17 protein-coding genes are annotated in these 22112 nt (G+C 56.3%); 11 read left to right on the plus strand and 6 right to left on the minus strand.

The features are described from left to right. Positions 1–9 precede the first annotated feature (9 nt). Positions 10–1104 carry a GGDEF domain-containing protein gene (locus G544_RS0105910; RefSeq protein WP_027273741.1) on the minus strand — a complete coding sequence of 365 codons (1095 nt, stop codon included), beginning with the start codon at positions 1102–1104 and terminating at the stop codon, positions 10–12. A gap of 386 nt (positions 1105–1490) precedes the next feature. Between G544_RS0105910 and acrD the strand changes: the two genes are divergently transcribed. Further along, positions 1491–4622, plus strand: a complete 3132-nt coding sequence (gene acrD / locus G544_RS0105915; RefSeq protein ID WP_027273742.1) for a multidrug efflux RND transporter permease AcrD — start codon at positions 1491–1493, stop codon at positions 4620–4622. 49 nt (positions 4623–4671) lie between these two features. Here acrD and G544_RS21590 read toward each other — a convergent pair whose 3' ends face one another. Then, positions 4672–4980: a type II toxin-antitoxin system RelE/ParE family toxin gene (locus G544_RS21590; RefSeq protein ID WP_071783285.1), complete on the minus strand. Its 309-nt coding sequence runs from the start codon at positions 4978–4980 to the stop codon at positions 4672–4674. Beyond that, complete coding sequence (locus G544_RS0105920; RefSeq protein ID WP_027273743.1) at positions 4980–5240, minus strand: type II toxin-antitoxin system Phd/YefM family antitoxin; 261 nt, start codon at positions 5238–5240, stop codon at positions 4980–4982. The genes G544_RS21590 and G544_RS0105920 overlap by 1 nt, the downstream gene beginning before the upstream one ends. A 187-nt stretch (positions 5241–5427) precedes the next feature. Here G544_RS0105920 and G544_RS0105925 point away from each other — a divergent pair, with 187 nt between their 5' ends. Next, entirely contained in the window at positions 5428–5955 is a 528-nt protein-coding gene (locus G544_RS0105925; protein WP_211218895.1) for a GNAT family N-acetyltransferase, read from the plus strand. Here G544_RS0105925 and ligB read toward each other — a convergent pair. Next, complete coding sequence (ligB, locus tag G544_RS0105930; RefSeq protein WP_051155594.1) at positions 5952–7667, minus strand: NAD-dependent DNA ligase LigB; 1716 nt, start codon at positions 7665–7667, stop codon at positions 5952–5954. The two genes, G544_RS0105925 and ligB, sit on opposite strands and share 4 nt — an antisense overlap. 370 nt (positions 7668–8037) lie before the next feature. On the opposite strand from ligB, the gene gmk reads away from it, so the two are divergent. Genes gmk through recG form a run of 5 tightly spaced genes read left to right on the plus strand, consistent with a single transcriptional unit; the run spans position 8038 to position 13919 of the window. Beyond that, positions 8038–8661 (plus strand): guanylate kinase, encoded by a 624-nt coding sequence (gene gmk, locus G544_RS0105935; RefSeq protein WP_027273746.1) that lies wholly within the window; start codon positions 8038–8040, stop codon positions 8659–8661. 54 nt (positions 8662–8715) lie between these two features. Continuing rightward, positions 8716–8991 carry a DNA-directed RNA polymerase subunit omega gene (gene rpoZ, locus G544_RS0105940; RefSeq protein WP_027273747.1) on the plus strand — a complete coding sequence of 92 codons (276 nt, stop codon included), beginning with the start codon at positions 8716–8718 and terminating at the stop codon, positions 8989–8991. Between the two features lie 18 nt (positions 8992–9009). Then, positions 9010–11121: a bifunctional GTP diphosphokinase/guanosine-3',5'-bis pyrophosphate 3'-pyrophosphohydrolase gene (spoT, locus tag G544_RS0105945; RefSeq protein ID WP_027273748.1), complete on the plus strand. Its 2112-nt coding sequence runs from the start codon at positions 9010–9012 to the stop codon at positions 11119–11121. A 5-nt stretch (positions 11122–11126) separates the two neighbouring features. Next, complete coding sequence (gene trmH / locus G544_RS0105950) at positions 11127–11834, plus strand: tRNA (guanosine(18)-2'-O)-methyltransferase TrmH (RefSeq protein WP_027273749.1); 708 nt, start codon at positions 11127–11129, stop codon at positions 11832–11834. 3 nt (positions 11835–11837) lie between these two features. Further along, complete coding sequence (gene recG / locus G544_RS0105955) at positions 11838–13919, plus strand: ATP-dependent DNA helicase RecG (protein WP_027273750.1); 2082 nt, start codon at positions 11838–11840, stop codon at positions 13917–13919. Between the two features lie 12 nt (positions 13920–13931). Here recG and G544_RS0105960 read toward each other — a convergent pair whose 3' ends face one another. Next, on the minus strand, positions 13932–14726 hold the full coding sequence (locus G544_RS0105960; RefSeq protein ID WP_027273751.1) for an aspartate dehydrogenase: 795 nt from the start codon (positions 14724–14726) through the stop codon (positions 13932–13934). A 180-nt stretch (positions 14727–14906) separates the two neighbouring features. Between G544_RS0105960 and G544_RS0105965 the strand changes: the two genes are divergently transcribed. From G544_RS0105965 to G544_RS20030, 3 genes are all read left to right on the plus strand, one after another. Further along, positions 14907–16313, plus strand: coding sequence for a uracil-xanthine permease family protein (locus G544_RS0105965; protein WP_036023393.1), 1407 nt, complete (start codon positions 14907–14909; stop codon positions 16311–16313). 153 nt (positions 16314–16466) lie between these two features. Continuing rightward, positions 16467–16760 (plus strand): YciI family protein, encoded by a 294-nt coding sequence (locus G544_RS0105970; RefSeq protein ID WP_027273753.1) that lies wholly within the window; start codon positions 16467–16469, stop codon positions 16758–16760. A 107-nt stretch (positions 16761–16867) separates the two neighbouring features. Further along, the gene (locus G544_RS20030; RefSeq protein ID WP_051155595.1) at positions 16868–18643 is read left to right on the plus strand and encodes an AsmA family protein; all 1776 of its coding nucleotides are present in this window, start codon (positions 16868–16870) and stop codon (positions 18641–18643) included. Between the two features lie 16 nt (positions 18644–18659). On the opposite strand, the gene fabY is transcribed toward G544_RS20030, so the two are convergent. Then, positions 18660–19565: a fatty acid biosynthesis protein FabY gene (gene fabY, locus G544_RS0105980; protein WP_027273754.1), complete on the minus strand. Its 906-nt coding sequence runs from the start codon at positions 19563–19565 to the stop codon at positions 18660–18662. A gap of 814 nt (positions 19566–20379) precedes the next feature. Here fabY and G544_RS0105985 point away from each other — a divergent pair. After that, positions 20380–21858 carry a C69 family dipeptidase gene (locus tag G544_RS0105985; RefSeq protein WP_027273755.1) on the plus strand — a complete coding sequence of 493 codons (1479 nt, stop codon included), beginning with the start codon at positions 20380–20382 and terminating at the stop codon, positions 21856–21858. Positions 21859–22112 lie beyond the last annotated feature (254 nt).

Below are 22112 nucleotides of genomic sequence, written 5' to 3' on the forward strand. Positions count from 1 at the left end.
GCACGCGGCCTATCGGGAATCAATAGAGATGCGGTTTCGCCCGCTTCTCTTCGCCCGATACAGCTGGCTGTCGGCCGAGCGGTAGATATCTTCCGGCGTCATCATGTCTTTATCCGGCGTAATCACCGTTACGCCGATGCTTATTGTCAAAGAGATCCGAGCGCCGTCCGTCGAGGTGAATTCATGGCGTTGAACGCGTTTACACAGGCGACTGGCGCTGCTAAAGGCCTCGATTCGCGTCAGGTTAGGCAACAGCAGCGCGAACTCCTCTCCGCCGATGCGCCCGACGATGTCGCCGCTTCTTACCGTGCCCTTCACCAGCTTGACGACGTCCACCAGCACCCGATCGCCGCTGTCATGCCCGTAGGTATCGTTGACGGACTTAAAGTAGTCGATATCGATAATCATCATGGCGAACGTCATTCGCTCAGCCGTCGCCTGCTGTTTTAATCCCTGCAGGTGGGCAAAAAAGGAACGTCGGTTAATGGCGGACGTTAAGCTGTCGCTATCGGCAATCACTTCCAGCTCCTGAAAGCTGCCGCCGCGAATGTACTCACCGATATATCCCCAAAACAGCGATAGCGCGATGGCTCCCAACAGGTTGAGCAACGCCACATAGCTCTGGTTGAACATCGGCCAGCTGCCCAAATGGGTTAACATAATCGTCAGAATAACGAGAAAATAGCAGACGCTGTAGGCAGACCCCTGCTTTCCGCCCAAGAGAAGGAAGGCAAAGCCCGCCGGGATCACCAGATAGGCGCTGATTTGGTATTCCCCTTGAAGCGCCCAGAACACGATGATGACCAGCAGAGAGGTCAATATTACGGTAAACCACACGCTCTGCTTTAAGCGCCCTCTCATCCACAGATCGACCAGAATAATAATGCTAAGAAAACCGCACACCGCATTACACAGCGCGGCAAGCCAGCTTTGAGCGCCAAACAGGTGAACCGGCACGAACGCAAAAGCGCCAATGGCGGTAAAGACCGTGGTATAGATGACGTGCTTCACCTTTCGCTCATCCTCGATGCGGTCTATCGACATCGAATGGGCGATAACGCGTTGAATCAACCTGTTATAGAGAAAGGAGATAAACTTTTTCATGAATAACGTTATCAATGAGTGAGTGAAAATCGCCAAAACTGACGGCGAATAACCGCATCCTGCGCGCGATCCTCCCTCCCTGTAAGCCTCTTCGAATAACGATTGACGCAGTCAGAAGACACAGCCTAATGATAATCTATAAATCAGCCATTCACTGGAAAAAGGCGAATTGAGGAAAATTGCAGCGACGTAAATAGGCGCTACAGAGCGATGAACGCGAGAATTAATACGCTGGCGCTTTCCACAGGCTGCACACTTCTTTACAGTATCTCCATTTTTTCTCCACCTTTTTTTGTGAGGGACGGAGTAAAATGGCGGCAATATTGACAAATATGCTGACAAACAGTCTTCAATAAAAAGGCGTTACCTGATGAGAAGCAGTATCCATGGCTAACTTTTTTACCGACCGCCCCATCTTTGCCTGGGTTATCGCTATTATTCTCAGCCTGTCCGGGCTGCTTGCCCTCAATTCACTGCCGGTAGAACAGTATCCAAATCTGGCGCCGCCGACGGTCAGAATTTCCGCCAGCTATCCGGGCGCATCGGCCCAAACGCTGGAAAACACGGTCACCCAAATTATTGAGCAGAGCATGACCGGGCTCGACAACCTGATGTACATGTCGTCCCAGAGCAGCAACACCGGCAGCGCATCCATCACGCTCACCTTTACCGCTGGTACTGACCCCAACGAAGCGATGCAGCAGGTGCAAAACAAGCTGCAAAGCGCCACCCGAAAGCTGCCTCAGGACGTACAGCAGCAGGGCGTCACCGTGTCGAAATCCGGCGACAGCTCGCTGATGACCGTCGCCTTTGTGTCAACCGATCACAGCATGAACCGTCAGGATATTGCCGACTACGTCGCCAGTAATTTGCAGGACCCTATCAGCCGTATCAACGGCGTTGGCAGCGTGGACGCCTACGGTTCGCAATACGCCATGCGGATTTGGCTCGATCCGAACAAGCTCAATAGCTATAGGCTGACGGCGCAAAACGTCGTCGACGCCATCTCTTCACAAAACAAGCAAATCGCCGTCGGTCAGGTTGGCGGTACGCCGTCGGTAGCCGGCCAGACGCTCAACGCCACCATGAACGCACAGGCCCAGCTGCAGACGGCGGAGCAGTTTCGCGCCATCACGCTGCGAGTAAATCAGGACGGCTCCTTCGTTACGCTGGGCGACGTCGCCACCGTTGAACTGGGCGCGGAAAAGTACGACTACCTGAGCCGCTATAACGGCATGCCCGCCTCCGGCATGGGGATTAAGCTGGCGTCCGGCGCCAACGAGCTGGCGACCGACAAGCTGGTAAAAGACAAGATTGCCGAACTGTCGCACTACTTCCCCCACGGGCTGAAGGCGGAATACGCTTATGAAACCACGCCGTTCGTTGAAGCCTCCATCAAAGACGTCGTAAAGACGCTGTTTGAGGCGGTTTTGTTAGTTTTCCTGGTAATGTATCTGTTTTTACAGAACTTTCGGGCAACGCTCATTCCTACCATCGCCGTCCCGGTCGTACTGCTGGGAACATTTTCCGTCCTCTACCTCTTCGGCTTTAGCGTCAATACGCTGACTATGTTCGCCATGGTGCTGGCGATCGGACTTTTGGTCGACGACGCCATCGTCGTCGTAGAAAACGTCGAGCGCGTCATGGCGGTGGAAGGGCTTTCGCCCCGAGAGGCAACGCGTAAGTCAATGGGGCAAATCCAAAGCGCGCTGGTCGGCATCGCGCTGGTGCTGTCGGCGGTATTCGTCCCCATGGCGTTTTTAGGCGGCACTACCGGCGCAATCTATCGTCAATTTTCTATCACTATCGTCTCCGCCATGGTGCTGTCGGTACTGGTTGCGCTTATTCTGACGCCGGCGCTGTGCGCCACGATGCTTAAGCCCATCCCCAGCGGACATATCCACACTCGGCGGGGCTTTTTTGGTTGGTTTAATCGCTCCTTTGACAAAAGCGCCCACTGCTACGAGCGCGGCGTCACTAACGTTATCCACCGCAGCGGACGCACTATCCTGATTTACGTACTGATAGTCGGCGGGCTGGCTTGGCTGTTCATGAAATTGCCAACCTCGTTTCTTCCCCTTGAAGACCGCGGCGTATTCATGGTCCAGGTACAGCTCCCGGTGGGTTCGACGCAGCAACAAACGCTGAAAGTCGTTGAAAAAGTAGAAAAATACCTGCTGGATGATGAAAAGAAAAACGTGCTGTCGGCTTTTGCTATCGTAGGTTCCGGCCCCGGAGGAAACGGCCAAAACGTTGCGCGCCTGTTCGTTCGCTTGAAAGACTGGAAGGAACGCACCTCGTCGGAAGACAGCTCGTTCGCCATCATTGAGCGCGCCACCCGCGCCTTCAATAAAATTAGCGAGGCCCGCGTATTCGCCAGCAGCCCGCCGGCCATCTCCGGCTTAGGCAGCTCTTCCGGTTTTGATATGGAGCTACAGGACTTCGCCGGGCTTGGGCACGATGCGCTGATGAAGGCACGCGATACGCTGCTGGAAGCCGCCGCTAAAGAGCCGTCGCTCACCCGCGTACGGCACAACGGCCTGGACGACAGCCCGGAACTTCAGGTCGATATTGACCAGCGCAAGGCGCAGGCGCTGAGCATCAAGATTGACGATATCAACAACACGCTGAAAACCGCCTGGGGTTCGACCTACGTCAACGACTTTCTCGATCGCGGTCGAGTCAAAAAGGTTTACGTCCAAAGCGCAGCGCCTTACCGCATGCAGCCCGACGATATCAACCGCTGGTACGTCAACAACGCAAACGGCGACATGGTGCCGTTCTCCGAGTTCGCTTCAACCCGCTGGGTTTACGGCTCGCCAAGGCTAGAGCGCTATAACGGCAACGCTGCGGTGGAAATCCTTGGCGAAGCTGCGCCTAACGTCAGCAGCGGCACCGCGATGGACACCATGGAGAAACTGGTCGCACAGCTGCCGGACGGCATCGGATTGGACTGGACCGGCATGTCCTATCAGGAACGCCTCTCCGGATCGCAGGCGCCGGTACTGTACGCGATTTCCCTACTGGTCGTTTTCCTCTGCCTCGCCGCACTGTATGAGAGTTGGTCAATTCCGTTCTCGGTCATGCTGGTAGTGCCTCTTGGCATACTCGGCGCCGTAGTGGCGACGTCGCTGCGCGGGTTAGAAAATGACGTGTACTTCCAGGTCGGGATCCTGACGATTATCGGCCTGTCGGCCAAGAACGCCATCCTCATCGTCGAATTCGCCAACGATCTTAACCGCGCAGGCAAAGACCTGATGACGGCAACGCTGGAAGCCTGCCGCTACCGCCTGCGGCCAATACTGATGACCTCGATGGCGTTTATCTTCGGCGTGCTGCCGATGGCCATCAGCAACGGCGCGGGCTCCGGCAGCCAGCACGCCGTCGGCACCGGGGTACTGGGCGGTATGCTGACCGCCACCTTCCTGGCCATCTTCTTCGTACCGTTGTTCTTCGTGCTGGTGCGCAAGCGCTTCCCCTACCGGCCCCGCATCAAGGCGGAAGAGTCGGTCGAGTGATAAGCTAAAACCCAAGCCGCGGCAAAACGCCGTGGCTTGGGTGGTTAATCTAGTGGGGCCGGTGAAGAAGATGACTGGCAGGGATCTGACTTTGATGTAAAACAGCCAAGATGACTATTCCGGTGGAGTGCCTTGCATAATAAATTATGTGGCTAGAATAAGGAAAACTGTAAACGTTCAAACCAAACTCATCTTCTCTACTTTTTCCTATTGCTGGTGCATCGGCTAAGTTTTGTAGAGTGCGCTGCATTTGGGAAAGGTAACTAACGGATTGACGGTTATCCCATTGTTCACGCGTATACCTACGAATATCTACTAAGTCCTTTTGAGCTTCCGCTGTTAAAACATATCGTCCCATTAGTCTCGGGGGCCAGTTAAAAGTTCGGAAAAGAACTGTTCCCCATCAACCATATCACCATTAGCAATATCCCCTTTCGCTCGTTGCAATTTCTCTACCAACCTCTGTCTCTTAATCATTTCCATATGCTGATACTCCTCAATTGAAATAACAACCGCAACGGGTTTACCGTTACGGCTAATTTGCACAGGCTCCCGTTGCACCTTAAGCAGCATATCGCCAAACTGTGTCTTAGCTTCATTTGCAGTTAACGTTTGCATTAGCGTCATCCTTTTAATTAGATCGATTAAATCGTTCGATTCGTTCATTATAATCCACAATATAAAAGTATGACAGCTTCACTCAAGCCTACGCATCTTCCCAACTTAGCCTTCACGCCTGACTTCAGGTATACTAGCCAAAAGCGTTTTATTTCTACCGTTATCCATTAATTTAAAAGGTTTTATCGTGTTGTACCGCATTCGCCCGATGGCCGAGGACGACATTAAAAACGTCCTGCGCATACAGGCTGCCGTTTACTCCCCCGACATTTTAGAAAGCGCCGCCTTCTTCGAAAACCGCCTCTCGCTCTCGGCCGACAGCTGCTGGGTCGCGGCGAACGGCGCTGAGCCGTCAGGCTCTCTGCTTGGCTACCTGATATCCTACCCCTGGCAACGCGCCTTCCCGCCCGAGCTGGACGGAACGCTGGACGCGCTGCCAAAGTTCGCTGACAGCTGGTTCGTTCACGACTGCGCCATTGCGCCTAACGCCCAGCGGCTCGGCGTTGGTAAGGCACTGTTTAACGCCGCTCGCCGCAGCGCGAAGCGGCAGGGTCTTAGCCACACCAGCCTGGTGTCTCTGGCGCAGGCTAAAAGCTATTGGCAAAATCAGGGGTATCGGCCCGTAGCCGAAACGCCGCGGCTGCGGGAAAAGCTAAAGGCCTACGGCGAAGGCGCATGCTATATGCACCGAGAGCCGACGAGCGAAGCGTGCTAAAAGCCTTCAATGCCTTCATCCTTAAGGCGCGCGATAACGGCCAGCAGTTCGGGATGATGAACGAATTCAAATGCCCTGTGCGCGCCGCTCTCGCTTAAGCCCGCCTCCTGTCGCCACGCCAACTCGTCTCTGGCGGCAAGACGTTCCCAACCGGTTTCGCGGATGTGGGACCGCGACACAAAGGTCATACCCAAGCCGCGTAGCCACAGCGCGGCGTCTTGCTTCTTCGCTCTGGCGATTTGCTCATACAGCCGGTTCGCCGCGCGCGGGCCGTAGCCGGGTAGAGACTCAATCTCCTCGCGGGTTAGGGACAGCCACGACGCCAAGTCCGGCGCTTTTCCGCCATCCACCAGCCTTTGCCAGCTTTTTTCGCTAAGGCCGCTGAGGCCCAGCCCCTGCTTTCCACTTAGCCAGACCAAGCGGGAAACGTACTGCTCCCGACATTCCTCCTCTTCGATGCGCCAGCAGCTTAAGCGGTGGTAGCGGGATGGATCCGGAGCGGAAACCTCACCCCTTTCCTCCGTTCGCCAAACGACCCGATTCACGTGCGGGATGCCCTGCCCGGCGAGAGTAAGCGCAACGACGTCGCCGGGGCGAACGTCAAGCGCACGCCAGCGAGACAGCGTACCCAACGCCACGCGTTTTACCCGCTTATCTCCCAGCGTGACCGGCCTCAGATGGGCCACCGCAGACGTCCTTCCCGTTCGCCCTACGTTAAAGGAAATCGCCGTCACTTCCGCCGTCTGCTGCGGCGGAGGGTACTTCCACGCGGCGGCCCAAATGGGCGATCGCGCAGCCCAGCCGTCGCCCGGAGGGCGCTCTCCCTGACGAATGACGACGCCGTCGCTGGCGAAAGGCTGAGGGTGCTCGAACCAGTACTTCCGCAGGTCGGCGGCGTCGTCAAATGAGGAAATCCGGCGCGTATCCTCAGGCCCGGAGCCGAACGTAAAGCCCATCGCCGCCAATCCTGCCAGCCGCTCGCTCATGCTCTCAGGCCCGTTTGGCCACTCCCAAACCCAGAAGGCGACGCGCTGTGCCGCCTGCGAAGAGGCCGTTTTGCTCATCATCGCGCCGGCGACCTTCGCTCTGGCGTTTTGCCCGCCGTCCTGCTTCTGAACGTGGGAGCCCAGCCGCCAAAACAGCTCTCCCTGCACAACAACCAGCGGCAAGGAGGTATTGATTCGCTGCGGGACGCCGGGCAGCTCCCGCGCCCTCGCAGTCCAGTCCTCCCCGCGCTCGCCGTCGCCTCGGCTGACGGCGGACACCAACCGGCCGTTCTGATACGTCAGCGTTGCGGCCACACCGTCAATCTTCGGCTGTAGCCACAGGTCTTGTCGCTTCGCTATCCACATCTTTACCGCTCGCTCGTCCTCCAGCTTGTTCAACCCCGTATGGACGACCGGATGCACCACGGGATAAGCGCGCGGCGGCGGTAAGCTATTGCGTCTTTTGCTCTCTATCTCGGGAAAACAGGCGCGCCAGCGCTCCCGCTGCGCCGCCAGCTGGTCGTAAACCTCATCCTCAATCAGGGAAACGCCGTTCTGGCGATAGGCGCTATCCCAACGGTTCAGAGCCGACGTCAGCGCGTCCATTTCCTTTGTCGCCCGCTTTGCGCTCCACGGCGGGCAGCCGCCGTTTTCCTTCGCCAGCGCAGCGTGGTTCAGCAAAAAAACCAGCAGCCCGGCCAGCACCAGCCTTATGATTAATAACACGTTCGATCTCCCTTTATTGACTGGCGCCATTAAAATCCGACCAATCGCAAGCGGCCAGTAAAAAACGGCAAAAGAGGAAAACGCGCCAAAAAGAAAAAAGGTATTTCATGTAATGCCGCTTTATTTTGCGAAGCAGCTCGAAATAGAAACTTTCCGCTGCACAAAATAAAAATAAGAAGGTTATGGTGTGACGAGGTTTTATGCGTAATGGCGACGGTGTATACTATTAGGGGATTTTTTACGCCTTTATATTCGATATGCGCTAAGTGAACGGCAATCTCATCCGGTTCGCTTCGGGCTATTGTTCAATATATTCAAGACCAAACGACGACGGCAGCAGCGCGCAAGTACAACGATAGCGAAGGGTTCGATGGCAAAAGGTACGCTTTATATTATTTCCGCTCCCAGCGGCGCGGGAAAATCCAGCCTGATTCAGGCACTGTTAAAAACGCAGCCGACGTACGATATGCAGGTTTCCATTTCCCACACCACTCGGGAAAAGCGGCCGGGAGAGGCCGAAGGCGAGCACTACTACTACGTTAGCACTGAGGAATTTAAGCGCCTCATCGCAGAAGACGCGTTTTTAGAATATGCGGAAGTGTTCGGCAACTACTACGGCACTTCGCGGGCAAAAATCGAGCGTGCGCTTTCTCAGGGCATTGACGTCTTTTTGGACATCGACTGGCAGGGCGCCCGCCAGATCCGGGAAAAAATGCCGCAAAGCCGCAGCGTATTCATTCTTCCGCCCTCTAAGGATGAACTGGTCCGCCGCCTTCAGGGACGCGGCCAGGACAGCGATGAAGTGATCGCCGGGCGTATGGATAAGGCAGTAAGGGAGATGTCCCACTATGATGAGTACGACTATCTGCTCATCAACGACGATTTCGATCTCGCTTTGCACGATCTGAGGGCCATCATTCGCAGCGAACGCCTGCGTCTGGACCGTCAGAAACTGCGAAATGAAGCGTTAATCAGTAAACTATTGGCAGACTGAGGCCGGTTTCAGTATGATGCCCAGTCCGTTTTTCATCTGTGGAGTGATACATTTATGGCACGCGTAACCGTTCAAGACGCTGTAGAAAAAATTGGCAACCGCTTTGACCTGGTTCTGGTCGCGGCTCGTCGCGCTCGTCAAATCCAAACCCAGGGCAAAGATCCTCTGGTGCCGGAAGAAAACGATAAGTACACCGTTATCGCCCTGCGTGAAATCGAAGAAGGCCTGATCAACAGCCAAATTCTGGATTCCCAGGCCCGTCAGGAACAGCAAGAGCAGGATGCCGCTGAAATGCAAGCCGTCGCCGCTATTGCTGAAGGTCGTCGTTAATAGCTGGCGGACTTGCCCTTGTATCTGTTTGAAAGCCTAAACACACTGGCGAAACAGTACCTGCCGGAAGAACAGATAGAGTGCCTTAAGCAGGCATTCGTCGTCGCGCGCGACGCCCATGAGGGGCAAGCGCGTTCCAGCGGTGAGCCTTACATTACCCACCCCGTCGCCGTCGCCTGCATTCTGGCGGGCATGCGGCTGGACTATGAAACGCTTATCGCCGCGCTGCTTCATGACGTGATTGAAGACACGCCCACCACCTATCAGGACATCGAAAGCCAGTTTGGCAAAAGCGTGGCTGAACTGGTGGAAGGCGTCTCCAAGCTCGATAAGCTGAAGTTTCGCGATAAAAAAGAGGCGCAGGCGGAAAACTTCCGCAAGATGATTATGGCGATGGTGCAAGACATCCGCGTCATTCTCATCAAGCTCGCCGACCGAACTCACAACATGCGCACGCTGGGGTCTTTGCGCCCTGACAAGCGCCGCCGCATCGCGCGGGAAACGCTGGAAATTTACAGCCCCCTGGCGCACCGACTCGGCATCCATCATTTGAAGATCGAGCTCGAAGAGCTCGGTTTTGAAGCGCTCTATCCCAATCGCTATCGCGTCATCAAAGAAGTGGTGAAAGCCGCGCGCGGCAACCGTAAAGAGATGATCCAACGCATCCTGTCCGAAATAGACGGGCGGATCAAAGAGGCGGGCATCCCCTGCCGCGTTAACGGTCGGGAAAAGCATCTGTATTCGATCTATCGCAAGATGCACCTTAAAGAGCAGCGCTTTCACTCCATTATGGACATCTACGCCTTTCGCATCATCGTCAGCGACGTAGATACCTGCTATCGCGTTCTGGGGCAGGTTCACAGCCTGTACAAGCCGCGCCCGGGCCGGGTTAAAGACTATATCGCGATCCCTAAGGCCAACGGCTACCAGTCGCTGCATACCTCGCTCATTGGCCCGCACGGCGTTCCGGTCGAGGTGCAGATCCGCACCGAAGACATGGACCAGATGGCCGAGATGGGCGTCGCCGCCCACTGGGCTTACAAACAGGCGGGTGAGTCAGGCACAGCCGCGCAGATCCGCGCCCAGCGCTGGATGCAAAGCCTGCTGGAGCTTCAGCAAAGCGCCGGCAGCTCGTTTGAATTTATCGAAAGCGTAAAATCCGACCTGCTGCCGGACGAAATATACGTTTTCACACCTAAAGGGCGCATCGTTGAGCTTCAGGCAGGCTCCACGGCGGTGGACTTCGCCTATGCGGTGCATACCGACATCGGCCACGCCTGCGTCGGCGCTCGCGTCGACAGGCAGCCCTATCCGCTGTCGCAGGAGCTGCACAACGGCCAGACGGTGGAGATCATCACCGCGCCGGGCGCCAGGCCCAACGCCGCTTGGCTAAACTTTGTCGTCACCTCCAAGGCGCGAACCAAAATCCGCCAAATGCTGAAAAACCTCAAGCGCGATGATGCCGTAGGCTTAGGGCGCAGGCTCCTCAACCACGCGTTAGGGCAAGGGCGTAAGGTCAGCGACATCGACGCGAAAAGCCTCAACCGCGAGCTTAAGCGCCTCAAGCTTGCCACCCTTGACGACCTGCTGGCCGAAGTAGGCTTAGGCAACGTCATGAGCATCATGATCGCCAAAAACCTGCTTAACGACGCCGAGGCGCAGGACGAAGAGCCGGCCATCAACGGGCGCAAGCTGGCTATTCGCGGCGCGGACGGCGTGCTGCTGACGTTCGCCAAGTGCTGCCGCCCGATCCCCGGCGACCCAATCATCGGCCACGTCAGCCCTGGTAAAGGGCTGGTCATTCACCATGAGTCTTGCCGAAACATTCGCGGCTACCAGAAAGAGCCGGAAAAGTTCATGGCGGTCGAGTGGGCGGAAGACACCGAGCAGGAGTTTATCGCCGAAATCAAGGTGGAGATGTTCAACCACCAGGGCGTGCTCGCCAACCTGACGGCAGAAATCAACTCGGCCAAGTCCAATATTCAAAGCCTGAATACGGAAGAGAAGGACGGGCGGGTCTACATAGCCTACATTCGGCTGACCACCCACAACCGCGTGCATCTGGCAAACATCATGCGCAAAATTCGCATCATGCCGGACGTCATTAAAGTCACCCGTAACAGAAACTAAGCGTTATGTCTCCAGAACGTTACGCCCGCATACGCCATATGCTGGCCACCAGGCAGACCGATCTGACGGTCTGCCTTGAGCAGGTTCACAAGCCCCACAACGTGTCCGCCATTATCCGCACCGCTGACGCCGTCGGCGTACACGAAGTGCACGCGGTTTGGCCCCATGAGCGCATGCGCACGCAGGTTGCCAGCGCCGCGGGCAGCAACAGCTGGGTAAAGGTGAAAACCCATCGCGATATTCAGAGCGCCGTCGGCCACCTTAAGCAGCAGGGCATGCAGATTCTGGCGACCAACCTGTCGGACAGCGCCGTCGACTTTCGCGACATCGACTACACCCGCCCAACCTGCATCCTGCTGGGGCAGGAAAAAAGCGGCATCACCAAGGAAGCGCTGGCGCTGGCCGATCGGGATATCATTATTCCGATGATCGGCATGGTGCAGTCGCTCAACGTGTCGGTCGCCTCGGCCCTGATCCTGTATGAGGCCCAGCGCCAACGCCAGAACGCCGGCATGTACCGGCGGGAAGGCAGCACGCTGAGCATTGAAGAACAGCAGCGCTTTCTATTTGAAGGCGGCTATCCGGTGTTGGCCAACGTCGCCAAGCGCAAGGGGTTGCCTCAGCCGCTCATTGATGAAAACGGCGAGATCGTCGCCGACGACGCCTGGTGGGCCGCCATGCAGGCGCTCAAGCCTAAGAGTAGGAAGGACTAAGCCATGAAGGGCCGCCTGCTGGACGCCGTTCCTCTCAGCGCCCTCTCCGGAGTCGGCGCCAGCCAGTCGGCGAAGCTGGCCAAGCTCGGCCTGTTCACCGTACAGGACCTGCTGTTCCACCTCCCCATGCGCTACGAAGACCGTACGCGCCTTTATCCTATTGGCGAGCTGCTGCCGGGGCTCCACGCCACCGTCGAGGGCGAAGTCGTTCGCTGCGACATCGTTTTTGGCCGCCGCCGCATGCTGACGTGTCAGATTACCGACGGCACCGGCGTGCTTACCATGCGCTTTTTCAACTTCAACGCCGCGATGAAAAACGGCCTGTCGGCGGGCCGGCGGGTCAAGGCCTACGGTGAAGTAAAGCGCGGTACGCACGGCGCAGAGATCCTCCATCCGGAATACCGAATTCAAGGCGATCGGGACGCCATCGAGTTAGAAGAAAACCTGACGCCGGTTTACCCCACCACCGAAGGGGTACGACAGGCAACGCTGCGCAAATTGACCGATCAGGCCCTTGCGCTGCTGGACACCTGCGCCGTCGTTGAGCTGCTGCCCGCCGAGCTTCTGGGCAACCTCATCAGCCTGCCGCAGGCGCTGAAAACCCTTCACCGTCCGCCGCCGGACATTCAGCTCGCCACCCTTGAACAGGGCCAACACCCCGCACAGCGGCGGCTGATTTTGGAAGAGCTGCTGGCCCACAATCTCAGCATGCTGGCCACGCGCGCCGGCGCGCAAAGCTATCGCGCACAGGCGTTGGCGGGCGGCGAGGCGTTGAAAAGATGCCTGCTGTCCTCACTGCCGTTTAGCCCTACCGGTGCGCAGACGCGCGTTGTCGCAGAAATTGAGCAAGACTTGGCAAAGCCCTACCCCATGATGCGGCTGGTGCAGGGCGACGTCGGCTCCGGCAAGACGCTGGTCGCAGCGCTGGCGGCGCTGGCAGCGATAGAAAGCGGCAAACAGGTCGCGCTGATGGCACCGACCGAGCTTTTGGCCGAACAGCACGCCAACGGCTTTCGCCAGTGGTTTGAGCCGCTGGGCATCAAGGTCGGCTGGCTGGCCGGCAAGCAAAAGGGCAAGGCGCGCCAGGAGCAGATGGCCGCCGTCGCTTCGGGCGAAGTGTCTATGGTGATCGGCACTCACGCCATCTTCCAGGAGCAGGTGAAATTTTCGTCACTGGCGCTGGTTATCATCGATGAACAGCACCGCTTTGGCGTCCACCAGCGGCTGGCGCTGTGGGAAAAGGGCGAAGAACAGGGGTTCCACCCGCACCAGCTGGTGATGACCGCCACTCCGATCCCCCGCACGTTGGCGATGACCGCCTATGCGGACATGGATACCTCGGTTATCGACGAGCTGCCGCCGGGGCGTACGCCGGTCACCACGGTTGCTATCCCCGACTCGCGGCGCGATGACGTGATTGCCCGCGTTCAAAGCGCCTGTAAGCAGGAAGGCCGTCAGGCCTATTGGGTGTGTACCCTGATTGAAGAGTCCGACGTGCTGGAAGCCCAGGCGGCGGAAGCAACCGCCGAAGAGTTGAAGTCCGTCCTGCCGGAGCTGAGCATCGGCCTGGTGCACGGCCGCATGAAGTCGCAGGAAAAGCAGGCGGTCATGCAGGCCTTTAAGCAGGGCGAGCTGCAGCTGCTGGTCGCCACGACGGTCATTGAGGTCGGCGTCGACGTGCCGAACGCCAGCCTGATGATTATCGAAAACCCTGAGCGCTTGGGGCTTGCCCAGCTCCATCAGCTGCGCGGGCGAGTAGGCCGCGGCGCCGTCGCCTCCCACTGCGTGCTGCTGTACAAAACGCCGCTGAGCAAAACGGCGCAAAAGCGCCTGCAGGTGCTGCGCGACAGCAACGACGGCTTCGTTATCGCCCAGAAAGATCTGGAGATTCGCGGCCCCGGCGAGCTGCTGGGAACCAGACAAACCGGCATTACCGAGTTTAAAGTGGCGGACCTGCTGCGCGACCAGTCCATGATCCCGGAAGTCCAGCGCGTCGCCCGCTATATCCACCAAAATCACCCCGACAGCGCCAGCGCCCTGATTGAGCGCTGGCTGCCGGAGAGCGCGAAGTACACCCACGCCTGACGATCTATGCGTCTATGCCGCCAAACCGTCGTCCACCAGCCGCCGACAGGCTTCTACCGCGCTGAGCGCGGCCAGCATCGACGTTTTCGGATTGCTGGAAAGCGTATTGCCGTTAAGCTCAATATGAAACTCGCCGAACGCGCCCGCCGCCTGGATGCGGTGGGTATTGCGTCGGGTGTGGGGGTCAACGCGAAGCTGCACCTGAGTGTTGTCCATACCGATACCCATCAGGGCGATAGTGGCTGCTACGTTAGCGTTCGCGGGGAAGGTCTGCGCCGCCTCGCGGGCCGAGCCTTCAAAAAACACCGTTGCTTCACTGACGTTATCGAGATCGACAAGCTGTTCCGCCGGGCTTCCTCGCCAGCTTGCCGGGCTTTTGTTGGAGACATAGGTAACACTTTCCAGCCCACCTTCCCGCGCCGCCGCCAGCCCATCCATGCCGGCCACCGCGCCAGAGAGGATCGTCAGCTTTGCGTGATTAATCCGCGCCGTAGTGCGCAGCGTTTCGAACAGTTGAGCCTGCGCCAGCGCGCCGGTGGAGGCCAACGCTAAATCCCAGCCTCGGCTTAGCACCGCTTCGCCGAACTCTTTCACCGCCTGCTGGCTGGCGCATTCCAGCACCAGATCGGGGCGTTCGCTACACTCGATAGGATGTGAAATGGCTTTTATCGCTCCTCCGCTGAGCTGGGCGATCGCCGCATGATGGCGCTCGCGGGCGACAATCCAGCCAACGGAAACGCCCTGCGGCAGTCGAGCTATCACCTCATGCGCCATGCCGCCAAAACCGATGAGCATTATCTTTTTCATTCTTTACTCCGACTGTTTTTATCGAGAATGGGCCAAACCGACGCCCGATTCAACCGATTCGCGACGCCCGTAGCCAAATGCCATTTTCTTTAAATCAGCAAACGTATGCGCAAACGGTTGCGATAAATTTTAATTCGATTAAAATGCCCACTTTGTAACTTCAGAGGTTTTCTTTCCCCTATGAGCAGCGCCGATCTCATCCCGGATTCTACCCCCGTTGCCCGCGCAGAGCCGCAAACCAAGCCCTCGCGCAGTGAACTTATCTACCACCTTGAGGACCGTCCGCCGCTGGCGCAGACTCTGTTTGCCGCACTGCAGCACCTGCTGGCGATGTTCGTCGCCGTCATCACGCCGGCAATGCTTATCTGTCAAGCGCTGGGGCTTCCCGCGCAGGACACCCAACATATCATCAGCATGTCGCTGTTCGCTTCCGGGCTCGCCTCTCTGTTACAAATCCGCACATGGGGGCCGGTCGGTTCGGGCCTGCTGTCCATTCAGGGCACCAGCTTTAACTTCGTCGCCCCGCTGATTATGGGCGGAACTGCGCTGAAAAACGGCGGCGCGGACGTGCCGACCATGATGGCCACGCTGTTCGGCACGCTGATGCTGGCCTCCTGTACGGAAATCTTCCTTTCGCGCATTCTGCATCTGGCCCAGCGCATCATTACGCCGCTGGTTTCCGGCATTGTGGTGATGATTATCGGTCTGTCGCTGATTCAGGTCGGCCTGATTTCCATCGGCGGCGGCTACGGCGCCATGTCCGAAACCAATAACACCTTCGGTTCGCCAAGCAACCTGCTTTTGGCCGGCGTCGTTCTCGCCACCATCATTCTACTTAACCGCCAGCGCAATCCGTACCTGCGGGTTTCCTCGCTGGTGATTGCGATGGCCATCGGTTACCTGCTGGCCTGGGCGATGGGGATGCTGCCGGAGCAGGCCAAGGTGGAAAGCGAGCTGATTATGGTGCCAACGCCGCTTTACTACGGCTTAGGTATAGACTGGACGCTGCTTATCCCGCTTATGCTGGTGTTTATGATCACTTCGCTGGAAACCATCGGCGATATTACCGCCACGTCTGACGTTTCCGAACAGCCGGTGACCGGCCCGGTCTACATGAAGCGCCTGAAGGGCGGCGTACTGGCCAACGGCTTGAACTCTATGCTGTCTGCGGTGTTTAACACCTTTCCGAACTCCTGCTTCGGCCAAAACAACGGCGTTATCCAGCTGACCGGCGTAGCCAGCCGCTACGTAGGCTACGTGGTTGCCATCATGCTGGTGCTGCTCGGCCTGTTCCCGGTCGTCAGCCAGTTCGTTCTCAGCATTCCGGAACCGGTGCTGGGCGGCGCGACCATCGTGATGTTCGGTACTATCGCCGCATCGGGCGTGCGCATCGTTTCTCGCGAGAAGCTTAACCGCCGCGCCATCATGATTATGGCGCTGTCGCTGGCGGTCGGCCTAGGGGTTTCTCAACAGCCGCAGATCCTGCAGTTCGCCCCCGAATGGCTGAAAACCCTGCTATCCTCCGGCATCGCGGCTGGCGGCATTACCGCCATCGTGCTGAACCTGGTGTTTCCGCACGAGAAGTAAATTCTGTCCTACGACAAGCGGTTACAATGCCGCTTGTCGCCCTTTCCTTGCGCTCATCCCCAAACCGACCCCACGACCCGCAGTGAGTAACGCAAAGCGGCGGCTTCAACCGCGTTTTCTGATTTCCACGCTTCACACCATAAGGCCTTCAGTATGAGTATGATTTATGTTGTCGTCTTAAATTACGTCAAACCCCTGAGCGAAATTGATGAACAAATACCGGCTCACGTTGAGTGGCTGAAACAGGGCTATGCCGACGGCGTATTTCTTGCCTCGGGCCGAAAAATCCCTCGAACCGGCGGCGTGATCCTCGCTAAAAGCGACAGTATTGAAAGCCTGCATCGCCGTCTACAAATGGACCCTTTCCAACGTTTAGGCCTAGCGACCGCCGAGGTCATTCCTTTTGAGGCCAGCCTGTGTGCAGACGAGCTAAAGGGGCTTTTATAGTTCCTTAACGAACGGCTGATAACGGCAGCTCGTTAAGGAAAAACCGCGTTCTTTCTCGAAATCCTCGACGTCATCATTGAGATTCCTCGCCAAATGGGGCATAAAATATGCCTATCATCAGCTACCGTGGTTTAAATCCGGCTATGGCACTTATCCGTAAAGCTTTTTACACGCTTCTTATCGTCATCGTTCTGGGCGTCGCTGCGCTCTATTTTATTGCGCAAACCGGCTACGCCGCGGGATGGATAAGCCAATGGATAAGCAACAACTCGCCCTACCGGTTGGCTTTCAGCAATCTGGACTACAGCCTGAGCTCGCCCTTCAGGCTGACGCTGAATCAGGCCGAGTTTGGCGTAAAAGAGCGTGAGCCGCTGGTAAAGGCGCAGAAACTCACCGTCGACTTAGGCGATGGCTTCTGGCAAACGCCGCTCAGCTTTGCCTCACTGGAAGTAGACGGAGGAGCGCTCACGCTTTCGGCCGATAAAACCGGCGCGCCGGACGTCAGGAGCCAACGCCTGCAGCTGCGCAACGTGTCCGTCGACGTTAAAACGTCCGAGATAGCGCTGAAAGGCGAAGGCGTCAACGGCGGCTTTCTTCCGTGGAGACTGACGTCCGACCTGATTCCAACCGACAACGCCCACTTTGAATTCAGCGCGTCAAAGCTTTGGCTCAACGAGCTGGAAACCGCCAACGTTCTGATTCAGGGCGACGTACGGGATAACCAGCTGCTGCTTACCAACGTCGGCGCCGACCTGGCCGGAGGCCTGCTGACCGGCAGCGCCAAACGCGCGCCGGACGGCCGTTGGACGATAGACTACTTTCGCCTGAGCGACGTCAAGTATCAAAGCCATCAGGCGCTGCCTGCGCTTTTAACGCAAATAGACAACTACGTTGACGGCGTAAGCCTAACGCTAAATCGCGCCGACCTTATCAACACTAACATTCAGGGCGACGGCTGGGCGCTTAGCGACTTCTCACTGTCTTTAAAAGACCTCCGGCGAGAAGGCGGCCTATGGCAGGCTGACGCCGGCAGCGCGCTGTTCAACGCCTATGACGTCGTGCTGGGCGACCAGCATCTGGTGAATCCGGTGCTAAATCTGGAACTGGAAGGCGATACGCTAAAAATCAAACAGTTCAGCAGCCGCTGGCAGGACGGCCTGGTGCGCGCTACCGGCGCCTGGTCGCGTAAAGACCATACCCTGCGGCTTGACGACGTCGCGCTGACTTCTCTGCTCTATACGCTGCCGCAAAGCTGGAAAAGCGCCCTTCTGGAGCCGATGCCCGACTGGCTTCGCGAACTGTACGTCAATAAGTTGGCCGTCAATCGCAGCATTATCATTGATATCAATCCCGACTTTCCGTTCCAGTTCACCTCGCTCGACAGCAGCGGCAGCGATCTACATCTCGTCAAAGACCGCCAATTCGGCCTATGGAAAGGCAATCTGACCGTTAACGCCTCTGCGGCGACGCTGAATAAAACCGATCTGCGCCACCCGTCCACCGTTGTAAACGCTGACGCCAACGCGATTACCTTTAGCGACACCAGCGCCTTCACCGCAACCGGGCTGCTGGAAGGGCAGGCAACCATCGGCCAGAGCAGCGACAGGCCGCTCGATCTCTCGCTAAGCGGGCGCGGCGTTTCGGTGAATATCTTACAAAACTGGGGCTGGGAGCCGGTGCCGCTGAAGGGAAACGGCAGCCTCAAACTAACGCTGAAAGGAAGCCTTAAGGGCGCTGAAGCGAAGCCCGATTTGAAAAGCTCGCTGTCTATTCAGGGCGACGACGGCCAGCGCTATCCGGACGAACAAAAGGCGGTACCAGCGCAGGAGACGCCAACGCAGCAGCCACAGGAAGAAAGCCCGGCTCCGCAGCCTTTGTTCTAGGAAGGGGAAAGGCGCGTTAATGCGCCTCTGGAAGCACCATATAGGTTCCTTCAAAAACGCAGCCGACGTCGCCTTCTCCACAAACGTGCACTTCGAGCTGCACCCGGGCCTTGCGCCCTTTCGCCAAACGGTCCAAGTCGCCCTTAACCGAGCCTCGCTCAGCCGTCGCGATTGCCCGACCGCTGACCGGCTTATGATAGCGAACGTGGGCATCCACCAGCACGATGGCTCCGCCGAGCCGCTGCTCCTGAAGCAGCAGCCAAATCAGCCCCCAGCCGGTCAGGGTCGCCAGCGAAAACAGGCTGCCGGCGAACTGAGTCTGGTGCAGGTTGGTATTAACGCTCTGGGACATGGTGGTAATAAACCGCTGGCCCGTATATTGAACGATGCGAACGCCCATCTTTTCGCTGAGGGGAATAGAGCCGTGCCAGGCGTTTTGCAGCTCGGCGCACCAGTCGGGATGGTGGAGAATATCGTCCAGCGAGGCGACGGGCTTACGCATTAAAAAATGGCGTACCGGCGTGGTCAGTGGCGCCGTGACTTCCCCCTGATTGACGAAGCCAAGCTTTTCAAAAAAGGAGACCGTTTCTTCACGCGCTCGGCAGACGATCCGCTTTACCCCTTCCTGACGCGCTATCGACTCCAGCGTCATCGCCAGAAGCGTTCCCAGCCCCTTATAGCGGACGTCCTCCGCCACCGCCAGAAAGCGGATGGAACCCTCGTTGTCCGCATTCACGTATAGCCGCCCGACGGCCACCACCCGCCCCTGCGCATCGATAATCATCTGATGGTAAGCCGTCAGATCGTAGCCGTCCTTCTCCGAACCAATCGGCTGATTCAGCGGCTTACGCAGCATTTCCCAACGAAACTGATAGTAGTCGTTTAGCTCTTGTTCGGTAGCGGGGACGCGCAGGTGGTACATAAAGGCTCTCTGGTTGTTGTTGTGGTTATAGTTTTTTTATATTGATAGCGCGTTCAGGGGGAAAGGGCAATGGGGGGAGCCAAAAGGTAACGCAAAAATGCGGCGCTTTGGCTTTATAAGCATTCACAGTTAGCTTCCGGTAGGTCACCTTGGCGTTCCGGCTGGTTTTAGCGTCACGTTGATTAAAAGCGTAAAAGCGCGGCTAATTTCTATAAAAAGATGGAGTATCTTTCCTAATTCGAAATTTAATTGTTGTTGAAGATGATATTTTTTATCAAGTTTCATTACAGATATCGAGGTATCTTATTAGCACAAGAGATAATTTCATCAGCTTTAACGAAAAAAATGAATCACCAATGGAGTAATAAAATCAACGTTTAAGAATAAATCATGCAGTTTATATAAATACGGTCAGCCTAACTATCATTCAGCCAATGAGCTAAGTTATTTCTCTTCTGTGATTTATCTGAATTCTAAATTTTAAAAATCATATCAACGAGATGGAGCCTCACTAAGACAGAGAAAATCTATTGAATAATCATATTTTGATATTGCGGTATAAAATAATTCAGCCTCAAAAGGGTGGAACCTCATATAGAAAAAGCTGCATTTAAAAATATAAAAGCCGAGTTCCATCACAGAAAATTCTTAATTGTGCTTGTTATATTCTTTTTAAGAACAGTGCTAATTAAAAAACATTCTCCCATGTTGTTAAACGGTAAGAGCGTAATAAAAAGATATTCCATATAGCCGTAATAATCGTACATACCCAACGCGGCTTTATGACGTCACTTCCTCTGGATAGGAGTTTGAAATGAATAATCCCGCTACCATTCCCTCCGTTTCTTCACTCGTCGCCCGCTATGATTCCTGTACTACCATTCTTGTCGGCAGCCAGGCGACGACTGACGGTTCCAGAATTATCGCCCGTACGGAAGATCACGATCCCTGCCTGTCGAAAGTGCTGTTGGTTCATCCTGCGAGAAAAAACGCCGGTAACACGTTTCGGGCAAATGAAAACCGGTTCACCTACCCCATTCCTAAAACCGCCTTTGGCTATACCTCTTTCTCCAACGGGCTACCCGGCAAAAGCGCTGACGAAATGACCTGGGGCGCCGCGGGTTTTAACGATAAGGGCGTCGGCATGACGGCGACAGAAACCATTTTTGCCAGCGACGCCGCGCTGAAAAACGATCCTTACCTGCCGGATACCGGCATCACGGAAGACAGCATCACCGACGTCATTCTGCCCTATATCACCAGCGCGAAAGAAGGTGCGGCAAAGCTGGGTAAAATCATCGATGAAAAGGGCGCGGGCGAAGGCTTCGGCGTCGCGTTTGTCGATGAAAAAGAAATTTGGTATCTGGAAACCGGCAGCGGCCACCAGTGGCTGGCAACGCGCATACCCGATGACAGCTACTTCGTGACCGGCAATCAGGGCCGGCTGCGCCAATACAAGCCAAACGACACCAGTCACTTTATGGCCTCGAAGACGCTGGTTAAATACGCCGTCGACAACGGGCTGTATAACCCTAAGGTCGACGGCGAATTCGATTTTGAAAAGGCCTATACGCTCCACGACGATGCTAAAGACCGCTACTACAACTACCCGCGGGTATATGCGCTGCAGCATCTGTACACGAAAGGGATCAAAACCCGTCTGGAAAAGCCCGATGGCTTTAACGTATTTGAGAGACCGTCCGCCAAAATGGATATCGATGCGGTAAAGGCGGGGCTTAGAAACACCTACGAGAATCTCGGCAGAATGCCGTACACCGCCATGCCGGACTATACCCTGCGGCCAATCTCGCTGTTTCGCACTCAGCAGTCGCACATTTTGCAGTCAAGAAACGGCCTGCCGGTACAGATCGCCAACGTGGAATACGTCTCCTACGGCATGCCGTCTATTTCTATCTACATTCCGTTCTACCCAGGCTGCCTGACGGACTTCCCCGATGGGTACAAAAAGGTCACGGACGGCAGTGCGGACTCAGAATCGGCCCAGTGGAAGTTCAGAAAGCTCCAGACGCTGGTCATGGTTGACTACCACAAGTACGCTCCCATCGTTCAGAAAGGGTATCGCGACGCCGAAATGCAGTTTGCGCGAATGCAGAAAAAGCTGGAGAAAGCCTTTATCGCCGAATCCGACTCAAGTAAGGCGCTCGGATTGGTCAATGCGTTCGAAAATAAGGTATTCACTCAAGCGCTGGAGGTGACGGAGAAGCTAACGAATCAGCTATTCACGCTGCTGGCTAACGACCTGAACCAGAGATACAAGTTTGCTGGCGCGTAGCGAAGCCTTTTATTTCTCCCTTTGGCGTTACTCTTTTGCCAAGAGTAACGCCAAATATGCACTCCGGTGAGTATGGGAAGTTACAGCACGCCCGGTATATAAACCACTCCGCCAGGATCGGAGACCTCAATAAAAAGCAGGTCGGGTTCAAAAGACTCAGGCACGCTCATTCTGACGGAGATAATCCAACCCTTTCGGCCACCGTCAGAAAATAGCTTATTCTCTGCGTAGTGCGCGTGCAGCGTTTCTAACAG

Origin of the sequence: Leminorella grimontii ATCC 33999 = DSM 5078, from assembly GCF_000439085.1 — a bacterium.
Lineage (GTDB): Bacteria > Pseudomonadota > Gammaproteobacteria > Enterobacterales > Enterobacteriaceae > Leminorella > Leminorella grimontii.